11 protein-coding genes are annotated in these 12,591 nt (G+C 53.9%); 5 read left to right on the top strand and 6 right to left on the bottom strand.

Annotated features, from left to right (window positions below; translation table 11 throughout):
• The first annotated feature begins 438 nt into the window (after positions 1–438).
• The 4 genes from bioA to bioB all read left to right on the top strand — a co-directional run bounded on the left by bioA (position 439) and on the right by bioB (position 4,030).
• A complete protein-coding gene (gene bioA, locus QZP87_RS13845) occupies positions 439–1,725 on the top strand; it encodes an adenosylmethionine--8-amino-7-oxononanoate transaminase (RefSeq protein ID WP_291323511.1) in 1,287 nt (428 codons plus the stop codon).
• Between the two features lie 76 nt (positions 1,726–1,801).
• Entirely contained in the window at positions 1,802–2,428 is a 627-nt protein-coding gene (locus QZP87_RS13840) for a LysM peptidoglycan-binding domain-containing protein (RefSeq protein WP_291323510.1), read from the top strand.
• Positions 2,429–2,440: 12 nt separating this feature from the next.
• Entirely contained in the window at positions 2,441–3,058 is a 618-nt protein-coding gene (gene bioD, locus QZP87_RS13835; RefSeq protein WP_291323509.1) for a dethiobiotin synthase, read from the top strand.
• Positions 3,059–3,061: 3 nt separating this feature from the next.
• Positions 3,062–4,030 carry a biotin synthase BioB gene (gene bioB, locus QZP87_RS13830; protein WP_291323508.1) on the top strand — a complete coding sequence of 323 codons (969 nt, stop codon included), beginning with the start codon at positions 3,062–3,064 and terminating at the stop codon, positions 4,028–4,030.
• Positions 4,031–4,046: 16 nt separating this feature from the next.
• Here bioB and QZP87_RS13825 read toward each other — a convergent pair whose 3' ends face one another.
• From QZP87_RS13825 to QZP87_RS13815, 3 genes are read right to left on the bottom strand one after another with little or no spacing between them, the layout of a single operon-like run.
• Positions 4,047–4,793: a methyltransferase domain-containing protein gene (locus tag QZP87_RS13825; RefSeq protein ID WP_291323507.1), complete on the bottom strand. Its 747-nt coding sequence runs from the start codon at positions 4,791–4,793 to the stop codon at positions 4,047–4,049.
• On the bottom strand, positions 4,765–5,388 hold the full coding sequence (locus QZP87_RS13820) for a hypothetical protein (RefSeq protein ID WP_291323506.1): 624 nt from the start codon (positions 5,386–5,388) through the stop codon (positions 4,765–4,767). The genes QZP87_RS13825 and QZP87_RS13820 overlap by 29 nt, the downstream gene beginning before the upstream one ends.
• A 57-nt stretch (positions 5,389–5,445) precedes the next feature.
• Positions 5,446–5,652, bottom strand: coding sequence for a hypothetical protein (locus QZP87_RS13815; protein ID WP_291323505.1), 207 nt, complete (start codon positions 5,650–5,652; stop codon positions 5,446–5,448).
• 597 nt (positions 5,653–6,249) lie between these two features.
• On the opposite strand from QZP87_RS13815, the gene QZP87_RS13810 reads away from it, so the two are divergent.
• Complete coding sequence (locus tag QZP87_RS13810; protein WP_291323504.1) at positions 6,250–7,188, top strand: 4Fe-4S binding protein; 939 nt, start codon at positions 6,250–6,252, stop codon at positions 7,186–7,188.
• 301 nt (positions 7,189–7,489) lie between these two features.
• Here the strand turns inward: QZP87_RS13810 and QZP87_RS13805 are convergent, their stop codons facing one another.
• From QZP87_RS13805 to efp, 3 genes are all read right to left on the bottom strand, one after another.
• Positions 7,490–9,952 carry a DNA internalization-related competence protein ComEC/Rec2 gene (locus tag QZP87_RS13805; protein ID WP_291323503.1) on the bottom strand — a complete coding sequence of 821 codons (2,463 nt, stop codon included), beginning with the start codon at positions 9,950–9,952 and terminating at the stop codon, positions 7,490–7,492.
• Positions 9,953–9,962: 10 nt separating this feature from the next.
• Positions 9,963–12,092, bottom strand: coding sequence for a DNA translocase FtsK (locus tag QZP87_RS13800; RefSeq protein ID WP_291323502.1), 2,130 nt, complete (start codon positions 12,090–12,092; stop codon positions 9,963–9,965).
• A 19-nt stretch (positions 12,093–12,111) separates the two neighbouring features.
• A partial coding sequence (gene efp / locus QZP87_RS13795; protein ID WP_291323501.1) for an elongation factor P occupies positions 12,112–12,591 on the bottom strand: 480 nt, incomplete at its 5' end.

Raw genomic sequence — 12,591 nt, 5'->3', positions numbered from 1 at the left:
GCAGTATTTCCACTCTCTGGCTCCAGCTCGTTTAAGGCTGTTTGATAATAGCACTACAGAGAAAAAAATATTTTACCTCGGGGGACTGGCTCTCCCGGCACTATTTTTTAAAATCCGTCAATCTTGCTTCAGAAACAAGTGCTGAGAGCCAGTCCCCCTCCGGGCTGTATGCCTAGAGGCAGAAAGCCATGTGACATGCAAAGCGCTAAACAGATACTTTGCAGAAAACTCGGTAACACTACAGCGAAACTTATGATTGACCTGCGGGGACTGGCTCTCCCCGCACTTATTTTTAAAACCTGTCAATTTTCCTTCAGAAAAAGGTTTGGGGGTGTCTGTCCCCTGCTTTCCATAAAAGCGCTAAACAGATACGTCGCTGTAGTGTTAACCGACTCGCAGGTACATACTTTCAATTGCCACCTAGAAACCCAAGCATCCATGGACCTGGAAAAAAAGCTTTCATTCGACCGCGAACACATCTGGCATCCATATACCTCATTGCTGGACCCTCTACCGGTCTACCCGGTGGAATCTGCTCAAGGTGTGCGCATCAGGCTTGCAAGCGGACAGGAACTTGTAGACGGCATGTCCTCCTGGTGGGCCATGATCCATGGCTATAACCACCCTGTGCTCAACCAGGCCCTGGCCACACAGTCCGAGAAGACCTCCCATGTAATGTTCGGCGGGCTTACCCATGAACCAGCCATAGACCTGGCCGGGATACTTGTCCGTATTACCCCTCCCGGCCTGGACAGGGTCTTTTTCTGCGATTCAGGATCTGTATCCGTAGAGGTGGCCCTGAAAATGGCTTTGCAGTACTGGCAGGCGAAGGACCAGGATTCCAAAAAGAGATTTTTATGCCTTATGTGCGGCTATCACGGTGACACCTTCGGGGCCATGTCAGTCAGCGACCCTTATACCGGGATACACAGCATGTATTCGGGCTTTCTGCCACAAAATATCTTTGCTCCGGCCCCGGAGTGCTCTTTTGGCGAAAGGTGCGCCCCGGACGATCTCCAGGCTGTGGAAGAGATCATGGCCGCACACCACCAGGAACTGGCCGGGTTCATCCTGGAACCTGTAGTCCAGGGCGCCGGGGGAATGCGCATGTATTCGCCGGACTACCTGGCCCGGATACGGGAGCTCTGCCGTAAATATCAGGTGATTCTTATCGCCGACGAAATCGCCACCGGCTTCGGCCGCACAGGCAAACTCTTTGCCTGCGAACACGCGGGTATCACACCGGACATAATGTGCCTGGGCAAGGCCCTGACCGGGGGATACCTGACCATGGCCGCCACCCTGTGCACCTATGAAATCGCCGAAACCATCTGCAGGGGCGACCCTGGAGTTTTCATGCACGGCCCCACATTTATGGCCAACCCCCTGGCCTGCAGCGTCTCCCTGGCCAGTATCCGGCTCCTTCTGGATTCCGGCTGGAAAGAAAAAACAGCCCGCATCCAGGAACAGATGCAAAGCGAACTCATGCCCGGACAGCACATCCATGGAGTGCGTCAGGTACGCGTGCTGGGGGCCATCGGTGTTTTGGAGATGCATGAGCAGGTCCCTGTGGGAGAAATCCAGAAACTCTTCGTTAGTGAAGGGGTATGGATCAGGCCCTTTGTAAACCTTATTTATATCATGCCCCCCTATATAATGGAATCCCGGGACCTGAGCAGACTGACATCGGCCATGCTTAAGGCTGCAAAGCTTATTGGTTCTTGACGACAGTACACAAAGACCTGTATTATCACTTTATGGAAACTCGTTGATTGACTTTCTCACAAAACAGAGGTGTACCGTGGAAAAGAAAAGCTGGTTAAGCAAACTGGAGGATCTGGATGAAGATCAGACCAGAGAAGGTAAAAACCCCAGGCGCAAACAATTCGGCCTGGGCCGACCTCCGGACAACCTGATATCCTATATTGCCGGAGGGGCTGGTATTGTCCTGGTCATCATCCTGGTGGTTATCTTTGCCAGGGGAGGAGGGGATGTTTCCTCAAAGGAAATACAGGAACTCTCCGACCGGCTGGATGCCATGGACCAGCGTCTGCAGGACATTGAGCAACAGTCACAGGAAAGACAGCTGGCTGTTTCCGAAACCTGGACCCATTCACAGGACCTGAATCGAAGGCTGGAGGTGCAGCGCGAGAACATTGACGATATGCGTCAGCAACTGGCCGCCCTGAAGAAAGAAGCCCCGGCAGCACCTGCCCGGCAGCCGGACCCACAGCCTGTACAAAGGCCGCAACCTGCTGAAGAGCCGGATACAGAAGACGAACATGATTACCACGAGGTACAGGTTGGGGAAAACCTTTTTCGCATAGGTCTCAAGTACGGATTATCTGCTGATGAGCTCAGGAAAATGAATGACCTGGGTCCTGATGAGCCCATCCATCCCGGTCAGAAGCTCCGGGTAAGCAGATAGGTAGGCGGACCGTTGAATTTTCCGGAATGTTTTTTTGTAACAGGTACCGATACCGGGGTTGGCAAGACAGTAATATGCGCCCTGCTTGCTGCAGGCCTTGATGCTTCCTATTGGAAGCCGGTGCAGAGCGGTTCGGAAGAGGGGCTGGACAGCGACCTGGTGGCTTTCTGGGCAGGCCTTGCAACCGAAAGAATCATGCCGGGGACCTACACCCTGAGAGACCCTCTCTCCCCGCACCTGGCTGCAGAACGTATGGGTATCCGCATTGATCCCGGCTCTATGCATATCCCTGTTACCAAAGGCCCACTGATCATCGAGGGTGCCGGAGGAATAATGGTGCCCTTAAATGATGAAACGCTTCTGATAGACTGGGTCAAAAGCCTGAGCCTCCCGGTCCTGGTTGTCGCCCCCAACAGGCTGGGCGTAATAAACCACGCCCTGTTGACCATCAGCGTCCTTCGCCTTTATCGCCTGGAAATTATGGGAATCATCCTTAACGGGAGACCATGTATAGACCATGTTCAGGCCATAGAACACTTTGGTCGGGCACCGGTCCTGGCCCAGGTACGACCCATGTCAGACATGAACCCGGCTCAGCTGAAATCAAAATTTCGGGAATACTTTGAATAAGGCATGCAATACTTCCTGGACCTGGCCATCAAAACCGCCCAGGGCAACACCCTGTCAGACTCAGAACAAAGAGTCCTGCTGGATCTGCCCTACTCTGAAACATACCGGCTTTTTCCCGGGTCAGAACTGTTGCGACGCAATTTTGCAGGATTCAGGGTTAAGCTTTGCTCCATAACCAATGCCAAGTCCGGCAAATGCACCGAGGACTGCGCATTTTGCGCCCAGTCTGCCCACCACAGCACCCATATCAGCCACTACCCCCTGAGAGACAGCCGCGAGTTAGGTTTTGAAGGCCGCGATATGGCCTCTCTGGGGGTGAGCAGATTTTCCCTGGTCACTTCCGGCAGGTCCCTGAGCGCTGACGAAATACAGAGGGTTGCGCAAACTGTAAAAGATATTAGCTCTCAAGGAATTTACCCCTGTGCTTCTCTGGGAGTTCTGGAAAAAGAGCACCTTCAAACACTGAAAGATGCAGGCCTGAAGCGCTACCATCACAACCTGGAGACCGCTCCGGGATACTTCTCTGCCATATGCAGCACCCACGGTTACTCCCAGCGTCTAGATACTGTGCGCCTGGCCGGACAGACCGGTCTTTCTGTCTGCAGCGGAGCCGTGTTCGGCATGGGCGAGACCGACGCCCACGTACTGGAGCTGGCCCTGGTCTTAAGAGAACTGCAGGTGGACGCTGTTCCTGTGAATTTTCTGGTTCCCATACCGGGCACTCCCCTGGAAAATTATAATGAATTAACACCCCTTCGTTGCCTCAAGATCATCTGCATGCTTCGCTTCATGCTGCCCAGACAGGAAATCATCATTTGCGGCGGGCGGCTGGAAAACCTGGGAGAGCTTCATCCTCTGGTATTCATGGCAGGAGCCAGCGGGCTTATGACAGGCAATTACCTGACTCGCAAGGGACGCGGAGTGCATCAGGATCTTGAACTTATCCGGAACCTGGGCCTGGAACCGGTGTAGTACTTGTACACCTGCCTCATTTCTTTTCTCCCCATATATACAGCACCCGGTAATCCACAGGTATTTTTCCATCCAGGCCGTATATTTCCAGGTACCTGCTGCAGAATTCCCGGAAACGCTGTTTGCCGAATGCAGGTCTTCTGCCTGTATACCCGGCCCCGGTGCCCTTATGACTTTTTAAAAAGCTCTGAACCGAATCGAAATACCTTGTATAACTTTTTACCCTGGATTCATATTCCAACCCGGCTAGAGACAAGGCTGCCAGGCACTCCTTGACCCTGGGCAGGGGGTAGACCGCACCGAAGCCTGAAAGACAGCTTGCGTGGTGCATCTGCCTGAAGGTCCCGGCAACAAAAAGCGACAGTGAAAAAAAACCGCCCCTGGACAACAGGTTTAGATTGCGGGCCATGCTGTCTGCCCCCCCAACATACCACTGCATTACCGATGAGCTCACCAGCAGGTCCAGGGAGGCATCTTTGAAGGGAGGAATCTCTCCGTTGCCAAGCACCGGCGACAACCTGTCCCGGGGCACAAGCCTCAGCATGTGCCCGGATATATCCATGGCCGCATAAATACCGGCCTGGATCCTGCTCAGGCAATGGCGGGTCAAAAAACCTCCACCAGCCCCGATTTCCAATACACTGTGATACCTTGTCCGGGGTATTTTTTCTGCGCACTGCCTGGCGGCCTCCTCCTGGATGACAGCCTCTTCCAGATACGTGCCGGATGCCCGGTCAAAGTATTTTTGCACCTGTATGTTCATTGATTAATTCAGATATAATTTCTTCAGGGATGAAATGACCTTCAGGGACAGAGAAGATGTTGCTTCCCAAAAGGGCCCTGTGCACCTCCATTGCAGCCGCCCGGGAGACAATCCTGTCCCCTGTCCCATGAATAATGATCGTGTCGGGATAAGTGACATTTTCATTCAGTTCCAGGGCCTTTGGCTGCACAAGGTATCGAAGGCCGGCTTCAAGCCCTTGCAGGTCTTCCCGGGGTATACCTGGGCCGTACTTTATGCCGCCTCTGCGCCAGAACCAGCGCACAGTGACTTCGGGGTTTACCTGCATGCCCTGCAGCATTTCCTGTACTTTGGATAATGGGGTATGCCTGGTAAAATCAAGAAACGGCGCTATCAGGCAAAGATGCCTTGTTTGGATGACATCCAGATTCTGCAGGCACAAATGCGCCCCCAGAGACCAGCCCAGGACCATATCCCAGGAATACTTTAATAGAGTTTTTATTCCGGTTTCAGTGTGAGTAACAAAAGGCAGGACAAAGCAGGTTCTTGAACTCAGGCGTGGGAAGAAATCGGGATACCCGGCCCAGCCTGATATGAATAAATACTTGTCAGACATAAAGGCAGGTCTGGAATCCAGGTGTTCCTGGTTATTATACCGGCTGCAGAGGGTGTGCTATTCTCCCAGCAAGTCCATCAGTTTATTGACCATTCCCGCGGAGATAAATGAGAGGTTATCCGTAAGCTCATTGACTTCCTGGACTTCACCTGACTGAGGATACATTTGAGATTCGGCCGCCCTCGGATGTGCAAACTCCGAGGAGTTCAAAGGTGCGGCCAGTACAAACAGGTATAAAAATGTAACGAAAATAATCTTTTTCATAAGTGACCAGGGTTTTGCTTATTATGGAGTATTTCTAACACTACAGCGACACTATATTTCAACTGGAAAGGGACTGGCTCACCGCACTTATTTTGCTTACAGAAGACTGACGGATTTTAAAAATAAGTGCGGGGTGCCTGTCTCCGGTGGCCGAGGCATTAATTTACACAAAGTCGCTGTAGTGCTAAAGCGCTTTATATGTGGCCTGGGGCAGGGATCTTCCGGCCCCACTCCGGGCAGGAAGCCACTTGTTGTCCCAGAAAACAGAATTTTTGAAATCAGGTTCAAGCGGGTACCGGAGTGCCTGCCCGCTGCTTTCCTGAAAACCGCTGAACAGATATTTTTGGATATAAATTCCGCAATAGGTAAAGGATAATTTATCTAAAATCAAGTCTTTTTTAATGGTTTATTTTTTGATTAAGTTAATTGTATCTGTTGAGCGCTTTGCATTTGGCATGGGGACTGGCTCTCCCCGCACTTATTTTTTTAAACCTGTCAATTTTCCTTTAGAAAAAGGTTTGGGGGTGCCTGTCCCCTGCTTTCCTTGAATGCGCTGAACAGATACGGCCTCAATAACACATCAAGAGAGGTAATGGATTGAAAAAGTGGATTCAGCCTTCTACCCGGGCCTTTTTCACCGAAAAACCCCGGGACGGCAACGACCGCCTCGTCTCCAGGCTGCATGGATATGTATACGGGCGCTGGCCGTACTTTTATATTTCCATGGCCACCGGCAGGCATGCCCTGGCGAAATATGTCTCCAAAATGCTCGCATTTGCCAGAATGTTTTCCAGGGCCGACAGATCCCGTGCCAGAGCACGGGCCGGAATCAGGTTCGCCAACAGATATCACGGCAAGGTCATGCCGGTACAGGAGGCCGGAAGGCTGATACAGATCAACAAAAGCGTGGACCTGGGGGACTTGGAGCAGATCATTCCCTATGAGAGGGCCAGACGGATTGTGCTCAACAATCCCGGACACATCGTGGCCCTGCAGTGCCCCTGCAGGGCTTCCAGCCCGAATCCGTGCGAACCTCAACAAGTCTGTCTCATAGCAGGCGAACCCTTTGCAGGCTTCATCCTGGAACACCACCCCGGAAAAGCTCGCAGCGTCAGCCCGCAAGAGGCCTGCCGGATCCTGGAACAGGAACATGCCAGGGGCCATGTACAGCATGCCTTTTTCAAGGACGCCATGCTGGGAAGGTTCTACGCCATATGCAACTGCTGCTCCTGCTGCTGCGGGGCCATGCAGGCCCACAGAAACGGGGTCCCCATGCTGGCCTCTTCCGGTTATGTAGCAGAACTGGACCAGGAACTGTGCATCCAGTGCGGTGAGTGCGCCGATATATGCCCTTTCCAGGCCATCACCATCTCCGGTGAAGGCCCCGATGTTTCACAGGATTCCTGCATGGGCTGCGGAGTGTGTGTGAACAGGTGCCCCGCACAGGGACTCGAGCTTAAGCGCCACAAGGACAAATGCCCACCCCTGGATGTGGACGGCCTGTTGAACCGCCGCAGGCCCCAACCCCGGCAGTGACATATAATACATGCGGAACAGTCCCAGTACCAAGCGCTGAAACCCTGCCATTGCTCAAATTATTCTTTTTTCTGTGACGGAGTTGCCGGTTGGTCGCTAGGCTTCTTCCGCGACCTTGCACGGAAAAAGTGGCCCCTTCAGGGCAAAAGAGACTGCCCACGGAATACACGGAATTTCACGGAATATGCGTTGCCTCGTAGCGCTTAAAACTTCCGTGCCCTTCCGTGTGTTCCGTGGGCATAACCTTCTGGCTTGCTTTAAAAATGAAACAACATGTTGGTTTGAAATTTGTGCTAAGCGCCTAATACCAGTAAGGGACGCCTTTTGGGCCTGTGCGGCTTCTGGCCCAGTGAATGCGGGGGTCTGCTCCTGGCCTGTCCCAGGAAATGACCACCTCCCCGTGTACGGCAGTGTCGTACATCCTGATCTCCTGCTCCCGGATTATGTCCAGGACCTCCTGGTGCGGCACTCTGAACCTGTTCATGAAACCCCGGGACACCACTGCTATTTCAGGGGCCACCCGGCTGTAAAATTCGGGCTGGGCACTGCTTTGACTGCCATGATGCGGAACCATAACCACCTGGGCTTTCAGGTCCTTTCCGGTTTGCAGCAGGTCATCCAGCCCGGCTGCTTCAATATCTCCGGGTATCAGTGCCAGGGGAGTCTCATGCCAGACAAGAAGAAGCACCAGGGATGAGTCGTTTAACAGTTCATAATTTTCCGGGTCCTGAGGATGCAAAACCTTCAGAGAAACCCCGTGCCCCAGGTCAAGAGCGTCTCCCCTGAAAAGCTCTCTCTTACTTATGTCTTGTCTTTGAATTGCCCCCTGCAGGCGCTTCAAGCCGCTACCTTCGGGCCAGATACCGTTATGCAGGTACTTCCCTGCCCCGAGATAACTCATAGGATAGATCAATCCTCCGTAATGATCCACGTGGGCATGACTCAGAATGACCTTATCCAGACTTCTGGGTCTGTTGCGCCAGGTAAGGGAGGGTGTCACCACGGCCCGGCCCAGGTCAAAATCCGGGTTCCAGCTGCCTCCCCCGTCCACCAGTATCCGCCTGTCACCAGGGAGCACCAGGAGTACGCCCTGACCCTGTCCCACGTCCAGCACTCTCATGGTCACCCTTTCAGGCTGCAGCTGCCCTGTCCAGGGTACGGCCACCAGGCAGAGCATTATTCCCACGCCAAGCAGGACACGTTCTTTTCTCCACTCTATGTGCCGGAAATAAATCAACATTCCCAGGACCAGGTAGTAAGCATATATCTCAGCCCAGGAGGGACGGTAGGTTATTACCGGATGCAGCAGGTCCCTGTCGTTCATAAACTGCAAAAGGGTAATAAAGTGCCCCAGCAGGTGGCCTGAAAGACCCAGCAGTATGTCTCCAATAAAGGAAACACCCGGAATCATGGAAACAAAAATACCTGCAAAACCCGCCGGCAACACCAGAAACCCCAGCACCGGCAGCCAGATAAGGTTCAGGTACAGATGCGGGCTGAGATAGTTGAATGTCCAGGCCTGGATGGGCAAAAGGGCCAGGTTGGCGGCCAGGGTCACCCCGGCCAGTCCCAGAACATATCTGAAGACCCGGGACCCCCCCCTGGCTTTCATGCTGTTGAATAATCGCTCCACAAAGGGCATAGTCAGGGCGATTCCGGCCACTGCCATCACCGAGAGCTGCAGCCTGATGTCGAAGACGGCCCAGGGATTGTACAGAGTAATTAAAGCCGCGGCCATGAAAAGCCCGTCCAGAAGCACCCTGCGCTGGTTGGCGAACAGGTACCAGCCCCAGCAGGCCAGCATGATCCCGGCCCGGATCAGGGTGGGCTGAAACTGCCCCATCCAGAGGTACACGATACATATGGGGGCTGCCAGGACTATCCCCAGTTTCATATATGGCAAAACAAGATATACACGCGGAAAAGCGTACCCAATGCCTGCGGCCAGCAAAAAACCCATTCCGGCCATAATGCCCAGGTGCAGCCCTGACAACGCCAGGGTATGAGCCAGCGAAGCCAGGCGCACCCACTCCAGCACCTCCTGCTCCAGCATGGATCGGTCTCCGAAAAAAAGAGCCAGCCCCATTGCCTGTACCCTGAGTCTTGTCTGCTGGTCCAGCCCCTGGAGATAAAGCCCCTGCAGGGCGCTTTCCTTCAGCCCGTCGCGCAGGACGTGGCTTGTCCCGGTTTCACCCTCAAGGCGGTGCCAGAAATGCTCTCCCCGGGCAAAACTCCTCCAGAAAACCCCCTGGGTTTGCCAGTAGAATTCGCTGTTCCAGACCCCGAAATTGGCCATGCCGCGGACCGGCCTGATATTGATATGGGCCTGCAGCTTCTGTCCTGGGATCGCCTTAACCGGGGCCTCCTGCCAGGTAAAAACAAGCTTGCCCGGCATCTCAACCGGCTCCCGGTCCGGTTCGATGAGCAGATCCTTGAGAATTATTCTCTGCCTGTCCCCGGGCTGGTAGCTCACTGAATGTACTTCTGCCTGCAGCCAAACCTTTTCCTGTGCAGCAACAGGCTCTGGAATATCCCCTGGAAGCTGGGGCAGTCTGAACCAGGCCAGCAGGAAAGCAACCAGAAAAACCAGCGCCAGTATCAAGTTGCGCTGGAGGTCTTTAAAAGGGAAAAAAACCAGGACAAGAAGCAGGCCCAACAGGCCCGCCCAGGGGTATTTGAGGGTCCAGATGCCAAGGATATAAGCCAGCAGGAACTTCTGCCAGGGCAAAAGGCCCTTGGGGGACAGGGTCTGGAAATGCTGCACTGCGCTCCAGCTATTTGGGTTTGAGCACCTGCCTGGGCCTGCTGCCTTCCGACGGTCCCAGGATACCGTCTTTTTCCATCTGCTCTATAAACAGGGCCGCCTTGTTGTAGCCGATTCTGAAGCGGCGTTGAATCAGAGAGATTGATCCCTTGCCCTGCTCCTGGATAAACTCCACTGCCTGGGCATACCTGGGATCATCCACCACCGGATCCGACTCGAAATCCTGTCCCTCTGCAGAAATTTCACTGTTTTTCCACTCTTTGAAATTTAGTTCAAACTGGGTTCCGGCCTTGTTTTTCCAGAACTGCACCACCGAGGCGATCTCATCCTCCTGGACATAGGCCCCGTGAATTCTCTGCAGCTGGCCTCCCCCGCTCTTGAAGAGCATATCCCCGTGCCCCAGAAGATATTCAGCACCCACGCTGTCCAGGATGGTGCGCGAGTCGTGCTTGGAACTCACCTGGAAAGCTATCCTGGAGGGAAAGTTGGCCTTGATTATGCCTGTTACCACATCCACCGAAGGCCTTTGAGTGGCCAGGATCAGGTGAATCCCGGCGGCTCTGGCCAGTTGCGCCAGGCGGACAATACCCATTTCAACTTCCTTGCCCGCTGTGAGCATGAGATCCGCCATCTCGTCCACCACGATAACCAGGTAGGGCATGGACTCCTGGTCTTCAAAACCTTCCGGAGGGTTGTCCCTGAAGGAATCCAGCTTCTGGTTGTAACCTTCAATGTTGCGCACTCCCAGGGCGGCCATGCGGTCATAGCGGCTTTCCATCTCGTAGATAGCCCAGTCCAGGGCGGTCTTGGCCAGGCTCATGTCCGTGACCACCTGGTGCACCAGATGCGGCAGGTCATTGTAGACAGCCAGTTCAATGCGCTTGGGGTCAATGAGCAAAAATCTCAGTTCCTGCGGTGAAAACTTGAAAAGCAGGCTCAAAAGAAGGCTGTTGAGACAAACACTCTTGCCCGCCCCGGTAGCTCCGGCCACCAGCAGATGCGGCATGCGGGCCAAATCCTCCACCCTGGGACGACCCTGTATGTCTTTGCCCAGGGCCAGGGGAAGCTTATGTTTGGAGCGAGCAAAATCACCAGAATCCAGGATCTCCTTCAGGTAAACCATCTGGCGGTTGTCATTGGGAATTTCAACACCCACGGTATCTTTGCCAGGCAAAGGAGCCACGATGCGCACTGCAGAAGCCTTCAGGGCCAGGGCCAGGTCATCGTGCAGATTGGAGATGCGGCTGATCTTGATTCCCGGGGCAGGCTTGTACTCCAGCATGGTTACCACCGGCCCGGGCTGCACGCGCTGCACCTCTCCCTGCACAGAAAAATCCTCCAGGCTGGATTTGACTGCCTGGGAAATCTCCTCCAGGCGCGTCTGGTCTACTTTTTGATCTCCTTCAGGCGCCGGGGTAAGAAACTCCATGGGAGGCAGCGAATACCTGCTGAAATCGATGTTATCCGCACTTGTGGCAGAGGCCGGCAGGAGAGGCTCAGCTTTTTTTTTGCCTTTTTTAAATCCGGAATCGCCCTGCTTTTTTCCAGATTCCTTTGAAATATTCCGGGGACCTGAATAATCTCCAGAATCATCACCTCTGTTCAAGGTAACAGCAGCAGCCAGCCTGGAAAGACCGCCTCCCCATGAGACCCCCGTGGCCAGCTGGATGCCAACCAGAGTCAAAAAGATGCCCGCAATCAGTATCCCCCAGAAACCCATGGCCGAATAACCCACAAGGTACAGCTGACTGCCGGCAAAGCCTCCCCCGCTTATGTCCAGGTCCTGAGTGTAGGTTTTGACCCAGGGGAATTCGGCCCAGACCATAAGGGCGGCAAAACAGAAAAGCATTCCCAGCCAGCGCCACCAGGCCAGCTTCAGTCCCGGCCAGAAAAGATAAAGCCCCAGGTAAACAAAATACACCGGCACCACCAGGCTTCCCATTCCCAGAAGCTCCACCAGGGAACCTCCCAAATAAGCGCCTACGCTGCCTGCGGGATTCGCCACAGAGTATTCAGATCCCACCTGCTGATTGAATGTAGGGTCCAGGGAAGAATATCCCCCCAGGCTGACCCCTATAAAAAGGGCCGCAAACAAAAATATAACCCCTGGTATTTCCCTGTAAAGCCTGCTGCCGTCCATAAGTCGCTCTGAAGTCTGCCTATTCCCTGCCCATATATTCTCTGGTGCGGGTGTCGACTTTGATTCTTTCGCCCTGGTTGATGAACAGAGGTACGTTGACAACAATACCTGTTTCAAGTTTTGCAGGTTTACTGCCGCCGCTTACGGTGTCACCCTTCATACCCGGCTCGGTCTCCGCCACCTCCAGGACAACCGCCACGGGAATCTCGATGTCTATGGGATTACCTCGATAAATTAGGGCCTTGACGGTCTGTCCGTCCTTGAGAAAGCCCCCTTTCTCCCCCATGCTTTCATTGTCGATCATGAGCTGCTCGTAGGTACCCATGTCCATGAATACATAAGCGGTGCCGTCATGGTAAAGATACTGCATCTCCCTGGACTCCAGGTCGGGCTTGGCTACTTTTTCCCCGGAGCGGAAGGTCTGGTCCAGCATGCCTCCTGTAAGCAGGTTTCTAAGTTTGGTGCGCACGAAAGCTCCGCCCTTGCCGGGTTTGACATG

This window comes from Desulfonatronospira sp. (assembly GCA_003563255.1).
Taxonomy (GTDB): Bacteria; Desulfobacterota; Desulfovibrionia; order Desulfovibrionales; family Desulfonatronovibrionaceae; genus Desulfonatronospira.
Note: the sequence above shows the minus strand (reverse complement) of the source record. Positions and strands in the feature narration are given on the sequence as shown.

Bases quoted from the DNA above. Each gene is read 5' to 3' on its own strand.
- bioA (WP_291323511.1), top strand. From the start codon at position 439: ATGGACCTGGAAAAAAAGCTTTCATTCGACCGCGAACACATCTGGCAT.
- bioB (WP_291323508.1), top strand. From the start codon at position 3,062: ATGCAATACTTCCTGGACCTGGCCATCAAAACCGCCCAGGGCAACACC.
- QZP87_RS13825 (WP_291323507.1), bottom strand. From the start codon at position 4,793: ATGAACATACAGGTGCAAAAATACTTTGACCGGGCATCCGGCACGTAT.
- QZP87_RS13820 (WP_291323506.1), bottom strand. From the start codon at position 5,388: ATGTCTGACAAGTATTTATTCATATCAGGCTGGGCCGGGTATCCCGAT.
- QZP87_RS13815 (WP_291323505.1), bottom strand. From the start codon at position 5,652: ATGAAAAAGATTATTTTCGTTACATTTTTATACCTGTTTGTACTGGCC.
- QZP87_RS13800 (WP_291323502.1), bottom strand. From the start codon at position 12,092: ATGGACGGCAGCAGGCTTTACAGGGAAATACCAGGGGTTATATTTTTG.